Origin of the sequence: Microbacterium sp. zg-B185, from assembly GCF_030246885.1 — a bacterium.
Lineage (GTDB): Bacteria > Actinomycetota > Actinomycetes > Actinomycetales > Microbacteriaceae > Microbacterium.
The window spans coordinates 183013-206326 of record NZ_CP126739.1 but is presented as its reverse complement, the minus strand read 5'-3'; the positions used below and the strand labels follow the sequence as shown (position 1 = coordinate 206326).

Sequence of the window (23314 nt, the reverse complement as noted above, 5' to 3'; positions counted from 1 at the left end):
CATGATCGACCTCACCATCGCCGATGACCTCGCCCACGTGGTGCTGCACGCCCCGGCCAAGCGCAACGCACTCGATGAGGCCGCGCTGAGGGACATCGGCGCGGCCTACGACGCCGCCGAGGCGGCCGGGGTGCGCGCCCTGCTGCTGCGCGGCGAGGGTCCGGCGTTCTGCGCGGGCCGCGACATCTCCGGAGTGGATCCGCGCGAGGACGATGTGCTGGGGTACCTCGGCGGGCTGGTGACCCCGCTGCTGCGGCGCATGTCCGCCTTCCCGGCACCGACCTTCGCGGCCGCACAGGGGGCGTGCCTGGGCGTCGGTCTGGGGCTGCTGATCGCGACGGATGTGGTCTACGTCGCCGACAGCGCCAAGATCGGCTCGCCGTTCGCCGCGCTCGGAGCGACGCTGGATTCGGGCGGGCACGCGCTCTTCTACGAGCGTCTCGGCGCCCACAAGACCCTCGACCTGATCTACACCGGGCGGCTGATGAGCGGCACCGAGGCGGTGCAGTCCGGCTTGTTCTCCCGCGTCCTGCCCGCCGAGGAGGTGCTCGCCGCGACGCAGGACGCGGCATCCCGTGCCGCAGCCGGCGCCACCGCGGCGTTCCTGGCCAGCAAACGCCTGGTCTCGCGGATCCGCGACGACCGCCTCGCGCTGTGGGACTCGGTCGAGCTGGAGAACGCCGCCCAGGCGGCGCTGGGCGAGACCGACGATTACCGGGAGGGGTTCGCCGCGTTCCAGCAGAAGCGGCCGCCCCTGTTCACCGGCGCCTGATCGGGCGTCGCTTCCCGGGTCAGAGGTGCTTGAGCATCCGGGTGTTTCCGAGCGTGTTGGGCTTGACGTGCGCGAGGTCGAGGAACTCCGCGACCCCCTCATCGGGGCTGCGGACCAGCTGCGAGTACACGTCCGGGTCGACGATCTGCTCGCCGATCGGGGTGAAGCCCCGGCGGGTGAAGAACTCGACCTCGAAGGTCAGGCAGAACAGGCGGGACAGACCCAGGGCGCGGGCATTCGCCTCCAGGGCCGAGACGATCTCGCCGCCCACCCCGTGGTGCAGCCACTCGTCCGCGACGATCAGGGTGCGGACCTCGCCGAGGTCCTCCCAGATGACGTGGAGGGCGCCGCAGCCGATCAGCTGCCCGGCGTCGTCCTCGGCGACCACGAACTGCTGCACGGCCTCGTAGAGCACCACGAGGTCTTTGCCGAGCAGGATCCGCCGGTGCACGTACGGCTCGAGCAGGTCACGGATGCCGCGGATATCCGCGGACCGGGCCGCCCGGATCGTGTATTGGCTCACGGTCCCAGCGTACGGTGCGCCCGCGGGCTTCTGCCGAGCACCCGCCCCCCTGCGTTCACTTGCCCTGTGTGTACGCCAAAACCGCCCTCGCCCGTACATCCACGACAAGTGAACCGCAGAGGGCTCGGCGCTGGACGACGAAGAGCGGATGCCGCAGCATCCGCTCTTCGTTCCCCGGCGTGGCCGGGACGGTCCTACTCGCCGGACGCGACCGCGAGGTCGGGTGTCGAGCTGATCTCGCCGCCGGTGGTGATGCCGACCGCGACCTTGTCGCCGCGCGGGCCGTTCTCGAAGACGAACTCGTCGTTCACGGCATCGACCGTGACGTGGTCGCCGGAGTTCAGCTCACCGTGCAGGATGCGCTCGGACAGACGGTCCTCGACCTCGCGCTGCATGGCACGACGCAGGGGGCGCGCGCCCAGTGCCGGGTCGAACCCGATCTCGATGAGCTTCTCCTTGGCGGCCTGGGACAGCTCGATCGTCATGTCCCGATCCAACAGGCGATCGCCGAGGCGCTTGGTGAACAGGTCCACGATCTGGATCAGTTCCGGCTTGCTCAGCTGCGGGAACACGATGATGTCATCGACGCGGTTGAGGAACTCGGGCTTGAAGTGCCGCTTGAGCTCTTCCTGCACCTTGCCCTTCATCCGGTCGTAGGACGTGGCCGTGTCACCCTCGACCTGGAACCCGACCGGGCCGCCCGCGATGTCGCGTGCACCCAGGTTGGTGGTCATGATGATGACGGTGTTCTTGAAGTCGACGACGCGACCCTGACCGTCGGTCAGACGGCCCTCCTCCAGGATCTGCAGGAGAGAGTTGAAGATGTCCGGGTGGGCCTTCTCGATCTCGTCGAACAGCACCACCGAGAACGGCTTGCGGCGCACCTTCTCGGTCAGCTGTCCGCCCTCCTCGAACCCGACGAAACCGGGAGGGGCACCGAACAGCCGCGAGACCGTGTGCTTCTCACCGAACTCCGACATGTCCAGGGAGATCAGCGCAGCCTCGTCGTCGAACAGGAACTCCGCGAGCGCCTTGGCCAGCTCGGTCTTTCCGACGCCGGTGGGACCGGCGAAGATGAACGAGCCGGAGGGACGCTTCGGGTCCTTCAGGCCGGCGCGCTGACGGCGGATGGTCTTGGCAAGCGCCGAGATCGCCTCTTCCTGGCCGATGACCCGCTGGTGCAGGGCCTTCTCCATGAAGACCAGACGGCTGGACTCCTCCTCGGTGAGCTTGAAGACCGGGATGCCGGTGGCCTGCGCGAGGACCTCCGCGATCAGACCCTCGTCGACCACGGCGTGGGTTGCCACATCCCCGCTCTTCCACTGCTTCTCCAGGCGCAGCCGCTCGGCCAGCAGCGACTTCTCCTCGTCGCGCAGCGATGCGGCCTTCTCGAAGTCCTGGTCCTCCGAGGCCTGTTCCTTCTGCTCGCGCACCTTCGCGATCTTGTCGTCGAATTCACGCAGCTCGGGCGGCGACGAGAGGATCGACAGGCGCAGGCGGGCGCCGGCCTCGTCGATCAGGTCGATGGCCTTGTCCGGCAGGAAGCGGTCGCTGACGTACCGGTCGGCCAGATTCGCGGCGGCGACGATCGCGCCGTCGGTGATCTGGACCTTGTGGTGCGCCTCGTAGCGGTCGCGCAGGCCCTTGAGGATGTTGATCGCGTGGGGAAGGCTCGGCTCGGCGACCTGGATCGGCTGGAAGCGGCGCTCCAGTGCGGCATCCTTCTCGAAGTGCTTGCGGTACTCATCGAGCGTGGTCGCGCCGATCGTCTGCAGCTCTCCGCGGGCCAGGAGCGGCTTGAGGATGGATGCCGCGTCGATGGCACCCTCGGCGGCACCGGCGCCCACGAGTGTGTGGATCTCGTCGATGAAGACGATGATGTCGCCGCGCGTGCGGATCTCCTTGGTGACCTTCTTCAGGCGCTCCTCGAAGTCACCGCGGTAGCGGGAACCCGCGATGAGGGAGCCGAGGTCGAGCGAGTAGACCTGCTTGTCCTTGAGCGTCTCGGGGACGTCGTTCTTCACGATCGCCTGTGCGAGACCTTCGACGACGGCGGTCTTGCCGACGCCGGGCTCTCCGATCAGCACCGGGTTGTTCTTGGAGCGACGAGACAGGATCTGCATGACCCGCTCGATCTCCTTTTCGCGCCCGATCACCGGATCGAGCTTGTTCTCGCGCGCAGCCTGCGTCAGGTTGCGACCGAACTGGTCGAGCACCGCAGAACCTCCCTGAGCGGCTTGGGTGTTGTCGTGCGCGGCGCCGCTGACGGCGGCGGGTTCCTTGCCCTGGTAGCCCGAGAGCAGCTGGATGACCTGCTGGCGCACCTTGTTCAGGTCGGCGCCGAGCTTGACCAGCACCTGGGCTGCGACGCCCTCGCCTTCGCGGATCAGACCGAGCAGGATGTGCTCGGTGCCGATGTAGTTGTGACCGAGTTGCAGTGCTTCGCGCAGGGACAGCTCGAGCACCTTCTTGGCCCGCGGCGTGAACGGGATGTGGCCGGTCGGCTGCTGCTGACCCTGGCCGATGATGTCCTGCACCTGCTCGCGCACGGCGTCGAGCGAGATGCCCAACGACTCGAGCGCCTTGGCGGCGACACCTTCACCCTCATGGATCAGACCGAGCAGGATGTGCTCGGTGCCGATGTAGTTGTGGTTGAGCATCTTCGCCTCTTCTTGGGCGAGCACAACAACACGACGGGCACGGTCCGTGAATCTCTCGAACATCATCCATTCCTCCGGCACTGGGCCAACGGGCGCACCGAGCGCCTTACATCGAGGGTAACGACGGGGGGATGCCGTTATGCCGGTGTTCGCCATGGGCATAGCGCCCGGCTACCGGGCGGGGCGATCGGATATCGGCACGGGTTGACACCGGCATCCGATATGCATATCGTCTTTCGATAACAACGATTATCGATATACACACGTCGTCACGCGAAAGGGAACTCCTCGGATGACCACGCCCGAAAGCATTTCCAAGACCATGGAGCGGGGCACACTCGCTCTGTTCGTGGCTGCGGCCGCGGTCATCGGCCTGCTCCTGCTGCTGCCTCCCCTCCGTCAGATCGCCCACATGGCCGGAGGCCGCACCCCGGTGGGTCTGCTCACCGACGCGGAGGTCCCCCATGTCGGATCCGCCGGGGGTGCGGGCATCGAGTCGGCGACGTTCGAGTCCGCCTGGGTCATCGCGACCGGCCTGAGCGACTCCACCCGGGGGCTGGTCGCGGCCGGAGTGGGCTTCGGCGCACTCACCGCCGCCATCACCGCCGGAGCGGTGGCCTACTTCTTCCTCCTGCTGCTGTGGAAGCGCCCCTTCCACCGCTCCTTGGTCGTCGCGACGCAGATCGCAGGGAGTGCGCTGCTTCTGGGCAGCCTGCTCTCCGGCGGGCTGGGCGGGCTCGGACGCATGATGGCCGCCTCCGAGCTCAACCCGATCGCGGGCGATGTCTTCCTGGTGGCCTTCTCGTTCGAGCCCGGCGTCCTCCTGGCCGGGGTCGCCGTGCTCGCCCTGTCCTTCGTGTTCGGCCGAGGGCAGCGCCTGCAGCGCGACACGGAAGGACTGATCTGATGAACGAGGCGATCACCCGCAGGGAGCGGGCGGACCTCATGGCTCCGCTGATCGCCGCGGTGGCGCTGGCCGTCGTGGTGGTCGTGACGACGGTGATCCGGTGGCTGGAGACGTTCACCCCGGCCGGCCTGGTGGCGGGGGTGCCCTTCCCGGGCGTCCCAGTGGACTTCTCCCCGGCAGAAGGCGAGCAGGTCACGAGCGTGCACGTGACCGCGGGAGACATCGTCGCCCGAGGAGTCAACTCCGTCTCGACAGTGTCACTGGGGCTTTCGATCGTCGTGGGAGCACTGGCCTGGTTGGCCGTGATCGCCGTGTTCGCGACGCTGACGGTGCGGTTCCTGCACGGGCGATTCTTCGACAGGGGCAATCCCCGACTGCTCGACGCCGCGGCGTGGACCATGCTCGGCGGGGCGCTCGCGGTCTACATGCTCGAGACGTTCGGCCGGAACGGGGTGCTGGCCGCCGCGGGCCTGTCCGGATACGTCCCGCCTTCGTGGGCGGTGGCAGCGCCGTTCATCCCGATCTGGATCGCCGCGATGGCGCTGGGACTCATCTCGCTCGCGTTCCGCCGCGGCATCCGGATGCAGCGCGACAGTGAAGGACTCGTGTGACTCCCGCGGAGTCCGACGAGGACGGACCGAGCGGCATCCACTGCCGACTGGACGAACTGCTCGAGGACAAGGGGATGACGCTGACCCGACTGTCCGAGCTGGTCGGCGTCTCGGTCGTCAACCTCTCGGTGCTCAAGAACGACCGCGCTCGGGCGATCCGCTACTCCACACTCGCTGCGATCTGCCGCGTCCTGGAGTGCCAGGTCGGCGAGCTCCTCGTCCTGCGCGAACCGTGATGGCGCCCTGCGACCGACCCCGAGCAGCGCGAACCGTGATCGGATGCCGAGGCCGCGGCATCCGATCACACCGAGGTCAGTGCTCGCCGACGATGGGGATCCGCACGTTGTCGAACTCCGCGCCGGTCAGCACCGCGAAGGTCTCGGCGTCATCGGCCAGACCCTCGGCGACGGCGAGCACCGCACGCGGGGCCAGGTCCATCGTGCACACCTGATCCGTCGGCGGCGTGGCGAACAGGACGGTGACCTCGGACGGGCCGGAGAGGGTGACCGTCTCGACCATCGGCGCGCAGGTCGAGGATCCCCACGTGAGGATCACGAACTGGCCGTCCGCATCGGTCCACCCGGCGCTGGGCGCGTAGTCGGTCGGACCGCCGGCGGTGAGGCCCGGGACACCGTCCAGATCGGTGTCGCCGCGCCACCCGTCGCCGGTGACCCGGATCTCCAGATCCTGGGTGGGGTCCACACCCGCAGGCAGCACGACCAACGACACACGAGGGCCGTAGTCCGCGGTGCAGGCGGTGTCGGCATCCGGCCCGACAAGGGTCACAGTCAGCACCGAGCCGTCGAGCGTCGCATCCTCCGCGGTGGGGACGCAGCCAGAGCTGCCCTGGGTGACCAGGCCGATCATCCGCCCGTCGTCCAGCCAGGCGGCGTCGATCTCCTGCTCCTCTCCTCCCCCCGCAGCTGGGCTGGAGGACGGGGCGCCGGCGACCGGAGCAGCGCATCCGGCGAGGGCGAGGCCGGTCAGCAGCACGGCAACGGGCAGGGCGAGCAGACGGTGCGAGGCGATCATGACCCGAGTGTCCTGCATGCGACTGGACTTCGCCAGGGAATCCGGTCACGGCCGGGTCACGGCGCCGGAGCTATTGCAGCGCGGAGGTGAGGCGCGCCAGGTTGTCCAGCACGGTGGAGCGCAGGGGCTGCTTCTCCCACTCCTCCAGGGTGAGCTGGCGGCTCAGCGCACGGTAGCTCGCTTCGACGTCGCGCATCTCGGTGACGAACTGCTCTCCGCGCACGAGCATCGAGATCTCCATGTTCAGACCGAACGAGCGCATGTCCATGTTGCTGGAGCCGATGATGCCGAACCCGTCGTCGATCGTCATCGACTTGCTGTGCAGGATGTAGGGCTTGCGGTACATCCAGATCTTCACTCCTGCGCGCAGCAGCACCTCGTAGTAGCTGCGCTGGGCGTGGTAGACGATCGCCTGATCGCCCTCCTCGGAGACGAACAGCTCCACGTGCAGCCCACGATGGCAGGCGGTGGTGATCGCGAGGAGAAGCGCTTCGTCCGGCACGAAGTAGGGGCTGACGATGATCACCTTGCGCTGGGCGTAGTAGATCAGTGCGAGGAACAGCCGCAGATTGTTCTCGAATTCGAAGCCGGGGCCGGAGGGGATGATCTGGCAGTCCAGATCCCCGGGCCCGGAGGACACATTGAACAGGTCGATCTCGTCGGTGAGGATCTCACCGGTCTCGCTGAACCAGTCCGAGAGGAAGACGGCGTTCACCGAAGCGACGACCGGTCCCTCCAGCCGGGCCATCAGGTCGACCCAGTGCAGACCGCGTTTGATGTTCTTCTTCAGGTTGTAGGTGGAGTCCGTGACGTTCTGCGAACCCATGAAGGCGACGTTGCCGTCGATCACCAGAAGCTTGCGGTGGTTGCGCAGATCGGGCCGCTGATATTTGCCCTTGAACGGCTGCACCGGCAGCATCAGGTGCCATTGGGCCCCCATCGCATCCAGCCGCTTCAAGGTCTCCTTGTAGAACGGCTTGCCGCGGTTGGCCCAGTGATCCAGCAGCACCCGCACCGTGACCCCGCGCGCGGCGACCTCCTCCATCGCGCGGAACAGGTTGTCCGTGGACGGGTCGGTCTGCAGGATGTAGAACTCGATGTGCACGTACCGGGTGGCCTGCCGGATGGCCGCGGCCATCTCGTCCAGACTCTGCTGGTAGTCCGAGATCAGGTGCGCCGCGTTGTCGCCGGCCAAGGGCATCGCGCCGAGGTTGCGGTTGAGCGTCACCAGCGAGGTGAACCAGTCCGGGGCGTGCGGGCGCAGCGTCCCGAAATCCAGCGAGGCGCTCGTGTCCTGGATGTACGTGTTGATCTGCTGCTGCATGCGGCGGCGTTTGCGCGGAAGCCGCGGATTGCCGATGAGCAGGAAGAGGAAGACCCCGATCAGGGGGATGAAGTAGATCGCCAGCAGCCATGCCATCGCTGCGGTCGGGCGGCGGTTGCGCGGCACGATGATGACTGCCGCGATGCGGATGGCGATGTCCGTGACGAAGACGAGGATCAGCCACCACGTCGCGTCGAACGTGACAGTCATCAAGTGGCCTCCCCCGCCCGGACGTTCCCCCAGCGTACGGGAGAACGACTCAGCGCTCGGACGCCGCCGACGGCGCCGGGGGCAGACCCCGCTTGGCCCGCTCCTGCGCCTCCACCCGCGCGTACACGCGACGCTCGGTGCGGTCGCTGCGCAGGATGCTGCGGAGGATGAAGAAGAACAGCCCGCTCACCACGACCGTGGGCAGCAGCGACCAGAACACCGCGACCCAGTAGCTATCCATGCCTCCAGGATACCGTCCAGCGGTTCCTCCCCACCCCGGTGCGGCCACCGACCCTTCCCCAGTGCGGACCCAAGCCCGTTCGCGCCGGCCCGGGACGACCCAAGCTCGACTCATGACCACGACCGTCACAGCCGCGAATGCGGCGCAATTCCTCTCCTTCGTGCCCCAGATGCTCGGCTATCACCCCACCCGCAGCCTCGTTCTGGTTCCCTTCTCCGGGTCGCGGAGCATCGGTGCGATGCGGTTCGATCTGCCCGGCACTGCCGACCTCGACGACCTGGATCGGTTCACCGCGACCCTGGTGGGCATGGTCTGCCGCTTGCCCGACGCGGATGCGGTGGCCGCGGTTGCGTACACCGACGCTGTCTTCGCCGCCGCGGGACTGCCGCACCGCGATCTGATCACGGCGCTCGAACGCCGTGCCGACGCGTGCGGCATCCGGCTGACCGACGCGCTGTGCGTCGCGGCGGACGGCTGGGGCTCCGCGTTCGATCCTTCGTGCCCGCCGTCCGGCCGTGCCCTGGCCGAGCTCGGCGCGGCGCCCGAGAGTGCCGCAGCGCTGTCGGTGACCGCGGGAGATCAGGCCACCGGCGCCGAGCTGCCGCGCGTCCCGCGGGATGAGAGGGCGCGAACGGCCGACGCGCTCGCGTCGCTGGAGGATGCGGTCAGGCTGCTGTGCGGTCCGGACTCCGGTGCGCGGCGACCGGGCGGGACGGCATCCGGGGACGGGCGGACGGATGCCGCGGCATCCGTGGCCGGATCCGCAGACCAGCACCGCGTCGATCCCCGCGCGCTGGCCGCTGTGTGCACGCTGGATGATCTCCCGACGCTGTTCGAGGAGTCGCTGGGGTGGGATCCCGGATGTCTGGCCCCGTTCCAGGCGGCGGCACTGGTGTGGTGCCTCGGGCGCCCCGCGCTGCGCGACATCGCGCTCGTCCAGTGGAGCGGCGGCATGGCTGCGGGCGATGAAGCCCTGGATGCGCAGCTGCGCTGGGAGGCGGGTGAGGAGTACCCCGCCCATCTGGCGATGCAGATGTGGGGAGAGGGCGAGCGGCCGGATCCCGACCGGCTCGAAGCGGCGCTCGCCCTCTCTCGACGCATCGCGGCGGCCGCACCGCGCGCGGAGCGGCCGGGACCCCTCGCCACGTGCGCGTGGCTGGCGTGGGCGCTGGGCCGCTCCACCCACGCCGAGAGCTACGCGGCGCGGGCATGCCGGATCGAGCCGGAGCACGGGCTGGCCGAGATCGTGCGCTCCTTCGTCTATGCCGGGCATCTGCCGGACTGGGCGTTCCGGCGCAGGTGACGCGTGCCGCCTGGCTCGCCGCGCGGTGCGGTGCTACTTCACCAGCGGGAAGAGGATCGTCTCGCGGATGCCGAGACCGGTGATCGCCATCAGCAGACGGTCGATGCCCATCCCCAGGCCGCCCGACGGCGGCATCCCGTGCTCGAGAGCGCGGAGGAACTCCTCGTCCACGCGCATGGCTTCCACGTCACCGCGTGCGGCGAGCTTGGCCTGCTCGGTGAACCGCTCGCGCTGGATGACGGGATCGACGAGCTCCGAGTAACCGGTCGCAAGTTCGAAACCGCGGACGTAAAGGTCCCACTTCTCCACCACGCCCGGGATCGAGCGGTGCTCGCGCACCAGCGGGCTGGTGTCCAGCGGGAAGTCCATGACGAAGGTCGGACGCACCAGGCCGGGCTTGACGAAATGCTCCCACAGCTCCTCGACGAGCTTGCCGTGCGTGGCCAGCGGCGGCTCCTCGATGCCCTCGCGGGCCACGAGCGCCCGGAGGTCCTCGACCGAGGTCTGGGGCGTGATCGGAACACCGGATGCCGCCGACAGCGAGTCGTACATCGAGATGCGGTCCCACTGGCCGCCGAGGTCGTACTCGGTCCCGTCCGCCCAGGTGACGGTGGTGGAGCCGGCCACGGCCACAGCCGCGTTCTGGACGAGGTCCTGCGTCAGGTCGGCGATGCCGTTGTAGTCGGAGTACGCCTCGTAGGACTCGAGCATCGCGAACTCCGGACTGTGGGTGGAGTCCGCTCCCTCGTTGCGGAAGTTGCGGTTGATCTCGAACACCCGGTCGAGCCCGCCGACGACGGCGCGCTTGAGGAACAGCTCCGGAGCGATGCGCAGGTACAGCTCGGTGTCGAACGCGTTCGAGTGGGTCACGAAGGGGCGGGCAGATGCGCCGCCGTGCTGGACCTGCAGCATCGGCGTCTCGACCTCGATGTAGCCGCGGTCGGTGAACGTCTGGCGCAGGGACGCGTTGACCTTCGCGCGCGCCCGCACCGTCTCCCGTGCCCGGTCGCGCACGATCAGATCCAGGTACCGGCTGCGCACGCGGCTCTCCTCGGAGAGCTCGCTGTACATGTTGGGCAGGGGCAGGATCGCCTTGGCGGCGATCTGCCAGTCCGACACCATGATGGACAGCTCGCCGCGACGGCTGGAGATGACCTCACCGCGCACGAAGACGTGGTCGCCCAGGTCGACCAGGTCCTTCCAGCGCTGCAGCGACTCCTCGCCTACGCCGGCGAGCGAGACCATCGCCTGGATGCGACTGCCGTCTCCGGCCTGCAGCGTGGCGAAGCACAGCTTGCCGGTGTTGCGGCTGAAGACCACGCGACCGGCGACGGCCGCGGTCACACCGGTCTCGGCGCCGGCTTCCAGCTCGCCGAAACGGGCGCGAAGCGCGGGGATGGTGTCGGTGATCGGCACGGCGACCGGATACGCGCCGCCCGCGGCATCCGGCCGTTCGGCGATCAGCCGCTCGCGCTTGGCCAGTCGCACGGCCTTCTGCTCGAAGACGTCCTCCTCGGTCGGCTCGTTCGCGTCGGCAGGCGCAGGCGTAGTGCTCATCGTTTCGGGCTCCTCGGAAGTCGGCCCAAGTCTATCCGCGCGCACGAAGCGACCTCGCGGCCCCCGGTCGGCGCCGGGATCAGCCCTCCAGCGCGGTCGTCGGATCGTCGGTGGCCGCGGAGCCCGCTTCGGACAGTGCCTGATCGACGGTGGAGTGCACGAGCGCGGAAAGGTACCGGCCGGGGTCGGGAACACCCGCCTCGGCCAGCAGCCGCGTGGACTGGCGGACGATGGACTGGGAGAACTCGGTGGCGGTCTCGAGGGCCTCCGCGTACGCGGCGCGCGATTCCTCGGCGACGACGACCGGCTCGCAGCCGAGTTCGACGGCGAGCGCCTGGGCGATCGGCAGCACGGGTGCCGGCGCGGTGACGGCCGCATACGCCTGGGAGAGCTGACGCAGATCCATCGAGGTTCCACTGAACGCCACTGCGGGGTGCACCGCGAGCGGGATCGCGCCCTTCGCGGCGGCCGGCGCGAGGACGCCGATGCCGTACGCGGGATCGGTGTGCATGACGAGCTGGCCCGGCTGCCACGCGTTCAGGTCGGCCAGTCCGGCGACCAGTCCGGGCAACTCCTCGTGGGGTACGGCGATGACGACCAGCTCACTGCGGCGGACGACCTCGAGCGCATCCAGGACGGGCACGCCGGGCAGGATCGCCTCGACGCGTTCTTCGTCCGAGCCGCGGGTGATCCCCACCACCGCATGTCCGGCCCCGCCGAGGGCGGCGCCCACGACCGGTCCCACCCGACCGGCGCCGATGATGCCGACGCCGAGCCGGCCGTCGCGCCTCACCGTGCGCCTCCCGGTTCCGCGACCGGCTCGGATGCCGCCGCGTCGCCCGCCCAGCGATGGCTGCGGTCGGTTGCGGCCGCGGCCACCGCCGCAGCTTCGGCGTCGTCGAAGAGTGCGAGCGCGGCATCCCGGTCCAGCACCCCCAGGCGGCCGGACACCCGGCCCGCGATCGTATGGGCGCGGATGCCGGCGACCGACAGGGTCCGATCGATCGGACCCTGCTCGATGCCGACGCTCTGCAGCCGGGCGAGCGGGAACACGGCCAGCTTGCGCCAGATCAGGCCACGCCGCAGCAGCAGTGCCTGCGGGAGCAGCAGGAAGCCGTTGCGCTTCCAGGACAGCGGACGCAGCAGGCGCGCCCGCCGCGGTGTGTTCGTGTAGGGGTCGTCCGGTCTGGGCCCGAGGACCCCGTGCTCGAACACGAGCGGCCAATCGCTCTCCGGCAACGTGGGCAGCAGCAGACGCATCACGCGCTCGACATCCTGGCGGGTGCCGACCGGCAGGACGGTGGTGAACTGATCCGCGTTGGCGTCGGCGATGCCGCGCCCGGAGAGCCGGTTGACCGTGATCGACCACCACCCGAACGGCCGCCAGAGGATCGACTGGTCCACTTCGACCGCGTGCACGCGCCCGGGCGGGAGGATCTCGGTGATGGTGGTGAACAGACCGAACGTGATGCGCACTCCGCTGGGCGTCGGGGCGATCGAATAGCGCAGCGACCGCGTGATGGTGCGCACCCAGTACGCCCCGAATCCGAGGAGCGCGGGCACCAGGCTGAACAGCACCCACGGGGTGCCGGCGATGGACCCCACGATGATCGCGACGACGATGGCCAGCAGCCACAGCGTCGAGGTGCTCAGCAGGCGTGAGGCGATGAGGCGCCCGACGGGGATGTGCACGACCGACTCGGGTTCCCTGACCGGCTCCTCCGCACCCGTGATGATGCCGCTGATTCCGGCGCTGACCACGGATGCCGCGTTCGCGACCCGCGATGCGTGCGGAGCGGAGCCGGGGCCGGGTGCGCCCGCCGGACGGCGCCCGGATGCGAGCCGGAGGATGTCTGCCCGCACCGCCTCGGCGTTCGGGGTGGACAGGTATTCGAGCTTGACGTTCGAGTCCAGACCCGCGCCGACCACTTCGAGCTTCGCCATGCCGACCAGCCGGGCGAACATCGGACGCGTGAGGTTGACACCCTGCACGCGATCCAGCGGTGCCCGCCGATGGGTCCGGAACAGCACGCCGCTGCGCACTTCGACGTCGTCGCCGGTGATGCGGAACGTGTGGAATCGCCACGACAGGTAGAACAGGCCGATGAGCACGAACAGAATCGCCAGCAGCGCAAGCCCGGCGACGAGGACGAGGTTGTTGGCGACGATGAAATCGATGGGGTCACCACCCTGCATCTCCTCCACCTCGATGTCGATGTCGTCGTCGAGCCAGGGCACGAAGATGAAGACCAGGCGGTCGCGCAGGTTCGCGATCACGACACCGGCGATGACGACCAGGAACAGCCCGCCGCGGAAGAGCGGGGTCAGCGGATGCAGGCGGTGCCATTCGCCGTCGGTCAACGAGCGAGCCGCGGGGCCGGGCACGCCGGCCGGAGCCGACGGCGGATCGCTCGGCGGAAGCGGAGGCTGCGCGTGCACCTACAGACCCGTCCGACGCGTCTCGGCCACGTCCACGAGCGTGTCGCGCAAGCGCTCCGCGGCCTCCTGCTTGAGCCCGGGGATGACGACGCCGGTGGATGCCGCGGCGGTCACCAGCTTGAGCTGAGCGATGCCGAAACCGCGGTCCAGCGGGCCGTGCGTGATGTCCACGAGCTGCATCCGCCCATACGGCACGGCGACCACCCGTTGCCACAGGATGCCGCGACGGAACACCAGGTCGTCGCGGCGCAGCTGATATCCGTAGGCGCGCGCCTGACGAGGCGTGATCACGATCGTCCAGATGAGGATGACCAGGAAGATCCCGCCCGGGATCCACGCCCACCACTGGTGCCACACCAGAGTCAGCAGCAGCATGGCCGCCAGGACCAGGACAGCGAGCGCGCCCGTGGAGATCAGCTGCACCCACACGTATTGACGGGCCAGCTGATGCCAAGTGCCGTCGCCGAGCGGAAGCCGGCCCTCCGCGCGCGGTTCGCGGATCGACGAGTACGTGCCGGAATCCAGGACGTCCAGCGACGCGGCGTCCGTCGGCGGGACGGGCAGGTCCGCGTGCGCGGCGGCGGAGCCAGGCTGCGCCGGGAGCGGCTCGCTACGTGGCGAGTCCGGGGTCGTCGCCTCCGGGCTGTTCGTCATCGTCGTCCTTCCGGATCGTGCAGAGATGCTCGGCATACAAGCCTGCGGCCACCAGCAGTGCACCGCAGACGAGGGTCGCGATGATGGCGCCCAACGAGCCTACCGAGGGAGAAACCGGGCGGGTCAGCAGGAACAGCGCCAGACCACCGGCGAGGCCGCCGACGGCGGCTCCGACGATGCTCGACGCCTTCGCCAGCATGGCGATGCGCAGCGCCCAGAACGGGTTGACCGGCTGACCGTGCACTCCCCGCGTCGCACGGCGGATGGGCAGCGCGAGCGCCACGACGATTCCGCCGAGCAGCACCAGGAAGATCGGCAGGGTGATGGAGGGGATGAAGGTCGCCCGGCCCACGGCGGTGAGCCCCTGGTCCAACAGGAACCCGAGGGCGACTCCGATGGCCGCCGCGATCAGCAGGATGCCGGCCCCGGTTCGTCTCACGAGCCGCTCCGCAGCCGATCCAGGACCGCGTCCACCCTGCCTTGACCGGGCAGTTCCGCATCCGGATCGATCGTCAGCCACGGTTGAAGCACGAAGTCGCGCTCAGCGGCCCGTGGATGCGGCAGGGTCAGCAAGACGTCTTCGCTGATCACCGCGCCGTAGGAGATGAGGTCCAGATCCAGCGTCCGATCCCCCCACCGCTGGTGCCGCTCACGCCCGTGGCGGGTCTCGATCCGGTGCAGGAACTCCATCAGCAGGGACGGCGCGAGCCGCGTGGTCACCAGCGCGACGGCGTTCAGGTACGCCGGGGCCGCGGCATCCGGGCCCTCCGGCGTGACGGCCACCGACTCCACCGGCGCGGACGCGCGCACCTCGTCCACCAGCGGCAGCCGCCGCAGGTCCTGGATCGCCGCCTCGAGAGTCGCCGCGCGGTCGCCCAGGTTGGCACCGAGGGCGACGACCGCCCGCACCGGCCCGGGATCGGTCCGGTGCGGGTCGGTGTCGATTCCCTCGGCGAGTCGGCGGCTCACTAGCGGGATTCCGGTCGGCTGCGGCGGATCGTGACGGAAACGTCGGCGAACTGCAGCGGGATGGGCGCTTCCGGCTTGTGCACCGTCACCGCGACCATGCGCACCCCGTCGTAACCGAGCAATGCGTCGGCGATGCGCTGGGCGAGCGTCTCGAGCAGGTTGACGGGTTCTCCGGCGACGATGGCGGCGATCTGCTCGGCCGCCTCGCCGTAGTGCACCGTATCGACGACATCGTCGCTGGCCGCCGCCGTCGTGGTGCTGACGTGGAGCGTCGCGTCGACGATGAAGTACTGGCCGTCCCGGCGCTCACTCTCGTACACCCCGTGCCGACCGAACACCCGCAGGCCGGTCAGCGTGATCTCGTCCGCGACGTCCATCGAATTCTCCCTCAGGCTCGGCGTGCGGCAGGGTGCCACCACTCATCGGCGATCCGCAGTGCGTCCCGCGTCCCGACCACATCATGCACTCGGACCGCCCACGCGTCCGCCTGAGCCGACAGAACACTCGTGATCGCGGTGGCAAGATCGCGGCGCGACTCCGAGACGTCGTCAGCGGCATCCGCGCTGAGCGCCTCGGCCAGGAAGCGCTTGCGGCTGGTGCCCACCAGCACACGGTGCCCGAGGCCGGCGATGCGCGGCAGCGCTGTGAGCACGTCCCAGTTCTGTGCGCCCTTCTTGCCGAACCCGATCCCCGGGTCCACAATCACCCGTGCGGGGGGGATGCCGGCAACGGCAGCCGCCTGCACCCGCTCGGACAGCTCCCTGATCACCTCCACGACGACGTCTGCGTACTCGGCACGCGCGTACATGTCCGTGGACGGGCCGCGCCAGTGGCCGATCACGAGGTCGGCGCCCGTGGAGGCGACGGCCGCGAGCAGATCCGGGTCCGCAAGTCCGCCCGAGACGTCGTTCACGATACGAGCACCGGCCTGCGCCGCAGCCAGGGCGGTGGAGGCGTTCATCGTGTCGATGCTCACCGCGATGCCCGCGTCGGCCAGTGCTCGGACGACCGGCAGCACACGCTCCTGCTCGATCCGCGGGGCGACTCGCTCCGCGCCCGGACGGGTGGACTCGCCCCCCACGTCGAGGATGTGCGCTCCCTGCGAACGCAGCAGCAGACCATGGGCGATCGCCGCATCCGGGTCCACGAAGCGGCCACCGTCGCTGAATGAGTCCGGGGTGACGTTGACGATCCCCATGATGAGGGTGCTCATCCGCGCGGCGCCCCGAGCAGCGCGATCAACTCCGCCCGGGCGGCGGGTTCGGACAGTTCCCCGCGGGCGGCGATGGTGACGGTCGAGGCCTCGGTCTGCCGCTCACCGCGCATCGTGACGCACTCGTGGCTGGCATCGAGGACGACCAGCACACCGCGGGCGTCCAGAGAATCGGCGATCGTGTCGGCGATCTGCTCGCCGAGGCGCTCCTGCACCTGCGGACGGGACGCCAGGATGTCCACGACCTTCGGCAGTGCGCCCAGCCCGACGACCTGTTCCCCGGGCAGATAGGCGATGTGCGCGTGGCCGCGGAACGGAAGCAGGTGGTGCTCGCACACCGACCGGAAGCGGATGTCGCGGAGCATGACCGCACCCGAGGGCAGCGTGTCCGGCGCGGGGCCGCGTGCGATCGAGATCGTGTGCGCGAGGGGCGCGGCAGGATCCACCCCCACGCCGGAGAAGAACTCCGCATAGGCGTCTGCGACCCGCTGCGGGGTCAGATGCAGGCCGGGGCGTTCGGGGTCCTCACCGATCGCCGCCAGCAGCTCGCGAACGAGCGCAGCGACGCGCTCACGATCGACGGCCACAGGCCCGAGCCTACGCGGTCGCGGGACGCGCCTGCCCGCTGGGACGACGCTTCGTGGCTTTCTCGGGCGCCTCCTGCTCGGCCTCCACGGCCGCGGCGATGCCTTCGGGGTGCGTTCGGCGCGGCACCTCGACGGGCGGCCGGACCGAGACCGGACGCTCGTTGCTGGAGAGCCACTGCGGCCGCGGCGGAAGCCGCTTGACGTCCTTGAAGATCTCGGCGAGCTCGATGTGGTCGAGCGTCTCCTTCTCCAGCAGCTCCAGCGCGAGCCGGTCCAGGACATCCCGGTTGTCGTTGAGCACCTGGTAGGCCTCGTTGTGGGCCTGTTCGATCAGCTCGCGGACCTGCAGGTCGATGCGCTCGGCGAGCCGTTCACTGAATTCCCGGCCGTGGCCCATGTCGCGCCCCATGAACACCTCGCCGCTGGCGGAGCCGAGCTTCACGGGTCCGACCTCGTTGGTCATGCCGTACTCGGTGACCATCTTGCGGGCGATCCCGGTGGCCTTCTCGATGTCGTTGGAGGCGCCGGTGGTGGGGTCGTGGAACACGATCTCCTCGGCCACGCGACCGCCCATCGCGTACGTGAGTTGGTCCTGCAGCTCGTTGCGGGTGACGGAGTACTTGTCATCCAGCGGGAGGACCATCGTGTACCCGAGCGCTTTGCCGCGGGGCAGGATGGTGACCTTCGTCACCGGGTCGGTGTTGTTCATCGCCGCCGCCGCGAGAGCGTGACCGCCTTCGTGGTACGCGGTGATCAGCTTCTCCTTGTCGCGCATGACGCGGGTGCGGCGCTGCGGTCCCGCGATGACACGGTCGATGGCCTCATCCAGTGCGCGGTTGTCGATCAGCTGCGCGTTGGAGCGCGCGGTCAGCAGCGCCGCCTCGTTGAGCACGTTGGCCAGGTCAGCGCCGGTGAACCCGGGCGTCTTGCGGGCGACGACTTCGAGGTCCACGCCCTCCGCGAGGGGCTTGCCGCGGCCGTGCACTTCGAGGATCCGCTTGCGGCCCTTCAGGTCCGGCGCGTCCACGCCGATCTGGCGGTCGAAACGACCCGGGCGCAGCAGTGCGGGGTCCAGGATGTCGGGTCGGTTCGTCGCCGCGATGACGATGACGTTGACCTTCGGGTCGAAGCCGTCCATCTCCACGAGCATCTGGTTGAGCGTCTGCTCGCGCTCGTCGTGACCGCCGCCCATCCCGGCGCCGCGGTGACGGCCCACCGCGTCGATCTCGTCGATGAAGATGATCGCCGGCGCGCTCTCCTTGGCCTGGTTGAACAGGTCGCGGACGCGGCTCGCACCGACGCCCACGAACATCTCGACGAAGTCCGAGCCCGAGATCGAGTAGAACGGCACACCGGCCTCACCGGCGACCGCCCGGGCGAGGAGGGTCTTGCCGGTTCCGGGAGGGCCGTACAGCAGCACGCCCTTCGGGATGCGGGCCCCCACGGCCTGGAACTTGGAGGGGTCCTTGAGGAAGTCCTTGATCTCTTGCATCTCTTCGATGGCCTCATCGGCGCCGGCGACATCGTCGAAGGTCACCGTGGGTGACTCCTTCGAGACGAGCTTGGCCTTGGACTTGCCGAACTGCATGACCTTGCTCCCGCCGCCCTGGGCGCTGGAGAGCAGGAACCAGAAGAGCACGCCGAGCAGCAGAAGCGGCAGCATGAGCGAGAGGATGCCGTCGAACCAGCTCGGACGCGGCACGGAGTCGTTGAAACCGTCGGCGGGGTCGGCGGCGGTGATCGCGTCGACGACCTCTTCGGCGCGTGCCGAGACGTAGTAGAACTGCACGTCGGAAGCGCCCTCGTAGGGCTTGGACAGCTTCATGTCGACACGCTGATCACCGTCGGTGTTCACGACCTCGGTGACCGTCGAACCGTCCAGGAGCTTGAGCCCCTCCTGGGTGGAGATCTGCTTGGCTCCGCCAAGGCTGGAGATGAGCGAGAACCCGACGATCAGGAAGATCCCGATCAGCAGCACGTAGAAGAGCGGGTTTCGGGTGATCTTCTTCAGGTCCATGGTGCGGGCGGCGCCCGTTCCCTTTCGTCGACGATCCGTGCGCACAAGGGCTCGGGGCCTCGGCGACGGTGAAATCAGGGTATCGCGGGCTGCCTATGCCCAGACTGTGCATTCGCCCGGGGCGTAATCAGCCGGCGCGGGTCGGTGGTGTGCGGAAAGACTGCTCGCCGCTGCGCCGCATCGAGGCCCCGAGACTGCTCGCCGTTGCGCGGCATCGCGGCCTGGAGAGATCTCGATACGGCGGCTGCGCCGCCTACTCGATCTCGACGCGCCTCGGCGCAACGCCGCTGCGCGGCATTGCGTCGAGGCGCGTCAACTGTAAACGTGGGGGGCGAGGATCGCCACGTCGCGAAGATTGCGGTACTTCTCGGCGTAGTCCAGCCCGTAGCCGATGACGAACTCGTTCGCGATGTCGAAGCCGACGTATTTGCAGTCGACATGCACCTTCGCTGCATCCGGCTTGCGCAGCAGGGCGAACACCTCGACCGACGCCGCACCCCGGGAGGCGAAGTTCTCCAGCAGCCAGCTCAGGGTCAGGCCGGAGTCGATGATGTCCTCGACGATCAGGACGTGGCGACCGTGCAGGTCCTCGTCGAGGTCCTTGCGGATCTGCACGACGCCGCTGGACTTCGTCCCGGCGCCGTAGGAGGACACCGCCATCCAGTCGATCGGGGCGACGGTCGGCAGCGCCCGGGAGAAGTCCGCCATCACCATGATCGCGCCCTTGAGCACGCCCACGAGCAGCAGATCCTTGCCGGCGTAGTCGACCGCGACCTGTGCGGCGACCTCATCGAGCCGTGTGAGGATCTGCTCCTCGGTGACGAGGACTTCGGTGATCTCGCTCTGGATGTCCGAGGCTCGCATGCTCCGAGTCTAGAGTCGGGCCGGGTCGGCGCCGAGCGCGGCCCCGCGTCGGGGCCGCTCAGGATGCCGTGAACTCCAGTCGTCCGCCGACGCGCCGGGCGCGGCACCCGGGCAGGTCGATCGGTCCCTGTCCGGACCAGTCGGTCACCAGCCGGCCGACCTCGAGCGTCTGCGTGCGCGTCAGGCTCGAACCGAACTCGGCCGCGACCACGTGCCGGATGATGCGGTGGCGCAGGGCGGCCGGGTTGGCGGCCAGCGCTGCGATCGACACCGAGATGCCCGCCTCGGCGTGCTCGACGATGTCCTCGATGGTCTCCTGGATCATCTCCTCGAAGGCCGCGGCATCCTCCCGCAGCTGCACCGCCGTGCGGGCCAGCGCTTCGGCGATCCCGGGGCCCAGTTCGGCCTCGAGCACCGGAAGGACGGCCTCGCGCACGCGCACGCGGGCGAAGCGGCGGTCGGCGTTGTGCGGGTCCTCCCACGGCTCCAGGTCCGCGGCCCTGCAGGCGGCGCGGGTGGTCGCCCGGCGCACGGCGAGGAGGGGCCGCAGCAGCGCGACTCCCGCGCCCAGCTCGGCGGTGGGCGCCATGCCCTGCAGGCTGGTCGCCCCGGACCCGCGCGCGAGCCCCAGCAGCACGGTCTCCGCCTGGTCGTCGAGGGTGTGCCCGGCCAGCACCGCGCGCGCGCCCATCGCGGATGCTTCGCGGGCCAGCGCCGCGTAGCGCGCGGTCCGCGCGGCCGCCTCGGGGCCACCGTCGGAACCCACCTCGACGGGCACGATGCGCGCGTCGAGCCCGAGGGACCGCGCCTGACCGGCCGCCCGCGCCGCGGCATCCGCAGAGCCGTGCTGCAGCCCGTGATCGATCGTCACCGACGCCGCACGCAGCCCGAGCTTCGGAGCCTCGAACGCGGTCGCCGCCGCGAGGGCGAGCGAATCGGCGCCACCGGACAGCGCGACCAGCACGGTCTCGCCCGGCGGCAGCGCGGACAGCGCCGTCCGCACCGCCAGTCGCACCTCGGCGACGGCAGGATCCAGGCTGGGGCGGGCGTCCACGCTCCCACGGTATCGCCGCCGGAACGTCAAACCGGCGGGCGCGACCGCGGTAGGCCCGACGCCCACCGGCGCCGCGCCCGATTTCTCCCCGCTTTTTGACGGCACACGCTCGCGAGTAGGCTGGTCCGCGGCATCCACACCCGTCATCCAAGGAGCACACGCATGGGCGCACACGACGCCGTCATCGAGATCCCCCGCGGCAGCCGCGTCAAGTACGAGGTCGACCATGGCACCGGGCGGGTCTTCCTGGACCGCGTCCTGTTCACACCGATGGGCTACCCCGCCGACTACGGGTTCTTCGAGAACACCCTCGGCGAAGACGGCGACCCGCTCGATGTGCTGGTGCTGCTGGATGTCACCCTGTTCCCGGGCGTGATGGTCAACGTGCGCCCGGTGGGCGTGCTGAAGATGAAGGACGAGGCCGGCGGCGACGACAAGCTCGTCGCGGTCCTGACCAAGGACCCCCGCTGGAGCCACATCCAGGACCTCGATGACATCCCCGAGTTCACCAAGCGGGAGATCGAGCACTTCTTCGAGCACTACAAGGACCTCGAGCCCAACAAGTGGGTCAAGGTCGACGCGTGGGGCGGCAAGGACGAGGCCGACCGCATCCTCGACGAGGCGATCGTGCGCTTCGCCGAGCACGAAGGCGAGACCAAGACGCAGGGTGAGGGTGTAGCTCCCAAGACCGTCTGACGATCCGACCAGAAGGCGGATGCCGCGCACCAGCGCGTCGTCCGCCTTTTGCGTCCGGTGCCGGTGCCCGGCTACCGCAGGGTCCCGTCACGTGCCCGCGCCCGGCTACCGGCGGGTCAGAGCCAGACGCCCCGGTCCGCCAGGAAGGGGGCCGGATTGGTGGTGCGCCCGTTCAGGTACACCTCGAAGTGCAGATGGCAGCCGAACGAGTTGCCGGTCTGCCCGGTCGCGGCGATGAGGTCGCCGGAGTTGACCCACTGGCCGTGCCGGACGTAATAGCCGCCGTCCGAGATGTGCGCGTACCCGGTGGCGACGCCGCTGCCGTGATCGATCTTGATGTAGTTGCCGTAGCCGCCGTTGTATGCCGCGTAGACCACGGTGCCCTGGTACGCGGCGTAGATGCCCGACCAGCACGCCTGACCCAGGTCGGTGCCCTCGTGGTAGCCGCTGGAGCAGTAGCCGCTGCCGCACTGTACGTACCGGGGACCGTAGCCGGAGGACACACCGCCGCCGCCGGGTCGCGACCACCCTGAGCCGCCACCACCACCGCCGCCGCCGCCTCCTCCGCCGCCGCCGCCACCGCCGCCGCCTGCGGCCGGTGCGGCCGCTGCGGCTTCAGCTGCCCGCCGCTCGGCTTCGGCGCGCAGTTCCGCCTGACGCTTCTCTTCGGCGATGCGGGCTGCCTCGACGCCCGCCTGGTAATCGGCAACCGTCTTGGTCGTGGTGTCCTGCAGTGCGGCGAGCTGGGCCTGGAGCGTCGCGAGGTTGGCGGTCTGGGCATCCAGAGCAGCCTGTGCCGCGTTGGCGGCCTCCTGCGCGACGACCATCTTCTGCTCGGCGTCGCGCTGCAGGCGGTCGCGCTCGGCACGAGCGACAACGGCCTGATCGCTGAGGCTCTGCGCCGAGTCGCGGGCCATGACCGCGTCCGAGTACACCGCGCTGTTGCGCTCGATGAGCTTGTCCATCGTGCCCAGCCGGGCCAGCAGGTCATCGGTGGATGCCGCGGAGCCGGCGAAGAACAATTCCAGGGAGGTGTCATCGCCGCCGTTGCGATACAGCTGGGCTGCCAGGCGACCGGCTTTGTTCGCCGAGTCCGTGGCCTGTGCGGCCTGCTGATCCGCCTGCGCCTGCAGTTCGTCGGCACGCCGGGCCTGCGCGAAGAACGCCTGCTGTGCTTCGTAGAAGACGTCGGAGGCCAGGCGCGCGGCTTCCTGGGTGCGCGCCACCTCGTTGTTGAGGCTCTGGATCAGCCCCTGGATCTTGGTGACCTCGGCGGCCTTGGCCGCCTCGTTCGCCTTGGCCGCCTGCACGTCGTCCCACGACGGATACGTCGCGGCGAACGCGGAGGAGATCACCGGACCGCCGGTCGCCCCCAGAGCGACCACACCGAGCAGTCCCAGCCCCAGGGCGCCACGACGGCTCACGGCGGGCCAGAGCGCACGCCGCTCGGACGGCGATGGGCCGCAGCCGCACTCGTCCAGCGTCTTTTCGGGCTCCACGGATCCTCCCGTCGCGGGTTGACTTCCCTCACACTAGCAACATCAGTCACATGCGCAACGAAAACCTTCGCGTGCTCCCATCCTGCTCCTTGCCGGCAGCACACTCCACCCATTCCACCTGCCGACGGGCGATCGGAGCCGCTGGCGCGCCCGCAGCGGAGGAATCGGACCGGTTGAACGAA

At 69.4% G+C, this 23314-nt stretch carries 24 protein-coding genes; 6 read left to right on the top strand and 18 right to left on the bottom strand.

Annotated elements, in window-relative coordinates; translation table 11 throughout:
* The first annotated feature begins 1 nt into the window (after position 1).
* The gene (locus QNO12_RS00950) at positions 2-772 is read left to right on the top strand and encodes an enoyl-CoA hydratase/isomerase family protein (protein ID WP_257500787.1); all 771 of its coding nucleotides are present in this window, start codon (positions 2-4) and stop codon (positions 770-772) included.
* Between the two features lie 19 nt (positions 773-791).
* Here QNO12_RS00950 and QNO12_RS00945 read toward each other — a convergent pair whose 3' ends face one another.
* Positions 792-1295, bottom strand: coding sequence for an amino-acid N-acetyltransferase (locus tag QNO12_RS00945; protein ID WP_257500788.1), 504 nt, complete (start codon positions 1293-1295; stop codon positions 792-794).
* A 194-nt stretch (positions 1296-1489) separates the two neighbouring features.
* Positions 1490-4018, bottom strand: coding sequence for an ATP-dependent Clp protease ATP-binding subunit (locus tag QNO12_RS00940; protein WP_257500789.1), 2529 nt, complete (start codon positions 4016-4018; stop codon positions 1490-1492).
* 229 nt (positions 4019-4247) lie between these two features.
* On the opposite strand from QNO12_RS00940, the gene QNO12_RS00935 reads away from it, so the two are divergent.
* Genes QNO12_RS00935 through QNO12_RS00925 form a run of 3 tightly spaced genes read left to right on the top strand, consistent with a single transcriptional unit; the run spans position 4248 to position 5709 of the window.
* Positions 4248-4862 carry a hypothetical protein gene (locus QNO12_RS00935; RefSeq protein ID WP_257500790.1) on the top strand — a complete coding sequence of 205 codons (615 nt, stop codon included), beginning with the start codon at positions 4248-4250 and terminating at the stop codon, positions 4860-4862.
* Positions 4862-5473, top strand: coding sequence for a hypothetical protein (locus tag QNO12_RS00930; protein ID WP_257500791.1), 612 nt, complete (start codon positions 4862-4864; stop codon positions 5471-5473). The genes QNO12_RS00935 and QNO12_RS00930 overlap by 1 nt, the downstream gene beginning before the upstream one ends.
* Entirely contained in the window at positions 5470-5709 is a 240-nt protein-coding gene (locus QNO12_RS00925) for a helix-turn-helix domain-containing protein (RefSeq protein WP_257500792.1), read from the top strand. The genes QNO12_RS00930 and QNO12_RS00925 overlap by 4 nt, the downstream gene beginning before the upstream one ends.
* Before the next feature lie 76 nt (positions 5710-5785).
* Here QNO12_RS00925 and QNO12_RS00920 read toward each other — a convergent pair whose 3' ends face one another.
* The 3 genes from QNO12_RS00920 to QNO12_RS00910 all read right to left on the bottom strand — a co-directional run bounded on the left by QNO12_RS00920 (position 5786) and on the right by QNO12_RS00910 (position 8280).
* Complete coding sequence (locus QNO12_RS00920; protein WP_257500793.1) at positions 5786-6505, bottom strand: hypothetical protein; 720 nt, start codon at positions 6503-6505, stop codon at positions 5786-5788.
* A 70-nt stretch (positions 6506-6575) separates the two neighbouring features.
* Positions 6576-8039 (bottom strand): cardiolipin synthase, encoded by a 1464-nt coding sequence (gene cls / locus QNO12_RS00915; protein ID WP_257500794.1) that lies wholly within the window; start codon positions 8037-8039, stop codon positions 6576-6578.
* 49 nt (positions 8040-8088) lie between these two features.
* Positions 8089-8280 carry a hypothetical protein gene (locus QNO12_RS00910; RefSeq protein WP_257500795.1) on the bottom strand — a complete coding sequence of 64 codons (192 nt, stop codon included), beginning with the start codon at positions 8278-8280 and terminating at the stop codon, positions 8089-8091.
* A 112-nt stretch (positions 8281-8392) separates the two neighbouring features.
* Between QNO12_RS00910 and QNO12_RS00905 the strand changes: the two genes are divergently transcribed.
* Entirely contained in the window at positions 8393-9583 is a 1191-nt protein-coding gene (locus tag QNO12_RS00905) for a DUF4192 family protein (protein ID WP_257500796.1), read from the top strand.
* 33 nt (positions 9584-9616) lie between these two features.
* Here the strand turns inward: QNO12_RS00905 and lysS are convergent, their stop codons facing one another.
* The 12 genes from lysS to tilS all read right to left on the bottom strand — a co-directional run bounded on the left by lysS (position 9617) and on the right by tilS (position 20937).
* A complete protein-coding gene (lysS, locus tag QNO12_RS00900) occupies positions 9617-11140 on the bottom strand; it encodes a lysine--tRNA ligase (protein ID WP_257500797.1) in 1524 nt (507 codons plus the stop codon).
* Between the two features lie 79 nt (positions 11141-11219).
* The gene (locus QNO12_RS00895; RefSeq protein ID WP_257500798.1) at positions 11220-11933 is read right to left on the bottom strand and encodes a Rossmann-like and DUF2520 domain-containing protein; all 714 of its coding nucleotides are present in this window, start codon (positions 11931-11933) and stop codon (positions 11220-11222) included.
* On the bottom strand, positions 11930-13501 hold the full coding sequence (locus QNO12_RS00890; protein WP_257500799.1) for a PH domain-containing protein: 1572 nt from the start codon (positions 13499-13501) through the stop codon (positions 11930-11932). The genes QNO12_RS00895 and QNO12_RS00890 overlap by 4 nt, the downstream gene beginning before the upstream one ends.
* 78 nt (positions 13502-13579) lie before the next feature.
* Positions 13580-14113: a PH domain-containing protein gene (locus tag QNO12_RS00885; RefSeq protein WP_374113608.1), complete on the bottom strand. Its 534-nt coding sequence runs from the start codon at positions 14111-14113 to the stop codon at positions 13580-13582.
* Positions 14114-14189: 76 nt separating this feature from the next.
* Positions 14190-14672 carry a DUF3180 domain-containing protein gene (locus QNO12_RS00880; RefSeq protein WP_257500801.1) on the bottom strand — a complete coding sequence of 161 codons (483 nt, stop codon included), beginning with the start codon at positions 14670-14672 and terminating at the stop codon, positions 14190-14192.
* Positions 14669-15202 (bottom strand): 2-amino-4-hydroxy-6-hydroxymethyldihydropteridine diphosphokinase, encoded by a 534-nt coding sequence (gene folK, locus QNO12_RS00875; protein WP_257500802.1) that lies wholly within the window; start codon positions 15200-15202, stop codon positions 14669-14671. The genes QNO12_RS00880 and folK overlap by 4 nt, the downstream gene beginning before the upstream one ends.
* Positions 15202-15579 carry a dihydroneopterin aldolase gene (folB, locus tag QNO12_RS00870; RefSeq protein ID WP_257500803.1) on the bottom strand — a complete coding sequence of 126 codons (378 nt, stop codon included), beginning with the start codon at positions 15577-15579 and terminating at the stop codon, positions 15202-15204. The genes folK and folB overlap by 1 nt, the downstream gene beginning before the upstream one ends.
* Positions 15580-15590: 11 nt before the next feature.
* Positions 15591-16415 (bottom strand): dihydropteroate synthase, encoded by an 825-nt coding sequence (gene folP / locus QNO12_RS00865; RefSeq protein WP_257500804.1) that lies wholly within the window; start codon positions 16413-16415, stop codon positions 15591-15593.
* Positions 16412-17002: a GTP cyclohydrolase I gene (gene folE / locus QNO12_RS00860; protein ID WP_257500805.1), complete on the bottom strand. Its 591-nt coding sequence runs from the start codon at positions 17000-17002 to the stop codon at positions 16412-16414. The genes folP and folE overlap by 4 nt, the downstream gene beginning before the upstream one ends.
* A gap of 10 nt (positions 17003-17012) precedes the next feature.
* A complete protein-coding gene (gene ftsH, locus QNO12_RS00855) occupies positions 17013-19019 on the bottom strand; it encodes an ATP-dependent zinc metalloprotease FtsH (protein WP_257500806.1) in 2007 nt (668 codons plus the stop codon).
* Between the two features lie 312 nt (positions 19020-19331).
* Entirely contained in the window at positions 19332-19883 is a 552-nt protein-coding gene (gene hpt / locus QNO12_RS00850) for a hypoxanthine phosphoribosyltransferase (protein ID WP_257500807.1), read from the bottom strand.
* Positions 19884-19941: 58 nt separating this feature from the next.
* Positions 19942-20937, bottom strand: coding sequence for a tRNA lysidine(34) synthetase TilS (gene tilS, locus QNO12_RS00845; RefSeq protein WP_257500808.1), 996 nt, complete (start codon positions 20935-20937; stop codon positions 19942-19944).
* Between the two features lie 162 nt (positions 20938-21099).
* On the opposite strand from tilS, the gene ppa reads away from it, so the two are divergent.
* Complete coding sequence (ppa, locus tag QNO12_RS00840) at positions 21100-21633, top strand: inorganic diphosphatase (RefSeq protein ID WP_257500809.1); 534 nt, start codon at positions 21100-21102, stop codon at positions 21631-21633.
* A gap of 116 nt (positions 21634-21749) precedes the next feature.
* On the opposite strand, the gene QNO12_RS00835 is transcribed toward ppa, so the two are convergent.
* Positions 21750-23132 carry a peptidoglycan DD-metalloendopeptidase family protein gene (locus QNO12_RS00835; RefSeq protein ID WP_257500810.1) on the bottom strand — a complete coding sequence of 461 codons (1383 nt, stop codon included), beginning with the start codon at positions 23130-23132 and terminating at the stop codon, positions 21750-21752.
* Positions 23133-23314: the final 182 nt, after the last annotated feature.

Excerpts from the sequence above, each read along its gene's own strand:
- cls (WP_257500794.1), bottom strand. The coding sequence starts at position 8,039 with ATGACTGTCACGTTCGACGCGACGTGGTGGCTGATCCTCGTCTTCGTC.
- hpt (WP_257500807.1), bottom strand. The coding sequence starts at position 19,883 with ATGCGAGCCTCGGACATCCAGAGCGAGATCACCGAAGTCCTCGTCACC.
- folP (WP_257500804.1), bottom strand. The coding sequence starts at position 16,415 with ATGAGCACCCTCATCATGGGGATCGTCAACGTCACCCCGGACTCATTC.
- QNO12_RS00940 (WP_257500789.1), bottom strand. The coding sequence starts at position 4,018 with ATGTTCGAGAGATTCACGGACCGTGCCCGTCGTGTTGTTGTGCTCGCC.
- ppa (WP_257500809.1), top strand. The coding sequence starts at position 21,100 with ATGGGCGCACACGACGCCGTCATCGAGATCCCCCGCGGCAGCCGCGTC.
- QNO12_RS00935 (WP_257500790.1), top strand. The coding sequence starts at position 4,248 with ATGACCACGCCCGAAAGCATTTCCAAGACCATGGAGCGGGGCACACTC.
- ftsH (WP_257500806.1), bottom strand. The coding sequence starts at position 19,019 with ATGGACCTGAAGAAGATCACCCGAAACCCGCTCTTCTACGTGCTGCTG.
- QNO12_RS00930 (WP_257500791.1), top strand. The coding sequence starts at position 4,862 with ATGAACGAGGCGATCACCCGCAGGGAGCGGGCGGACCTCATGGCTCCG.
- QNO12_RS00920 (WP_257500793.1), bottom strand. The coding sequence starts at position 6,505 with ATGATCGCCTCGCACCGTCTGCTCGCCCTGCCCGTTGCCGTGCTGCTG.
- lysS (WP_257500797.1), bottom strand. The coding sequence starts at position 11,140 with ATGAGCACTACGCCTGCGCCTGCCGACGCGAACGAGCCGACCGAGGAG.
- folB (WP_257500803.1), bottom strand. The coding sequence starts at position 15,579 with ATGGACGTCGCGGACGAGATCACGCTGACCGGCCTGCGGGTGTTCGGT.
- QNO12_RS00910 (WP_257500795.1), bottom strand. The coding sequence starts at position 8,280 with ATGGATAGCTACTGGGTCGCGGTGTTCTGGTCGCTGCTGCCCACGGTC.
- QNO12_RS00905 (WP_257500796.1), top strand. The coding sequence starts at position 8,393 with ATGACCACGACCGTCACAGCCGCGAATGCGGCGCAATTCCTCTCCTTC.
- QNO12_RS00950 (WP_257500787.1), top strand. The coding sequence starts at position 2 with ATGATCGACCTCACCATCGCCGATGACCTCGCCCACGTGGTGCTGCAC.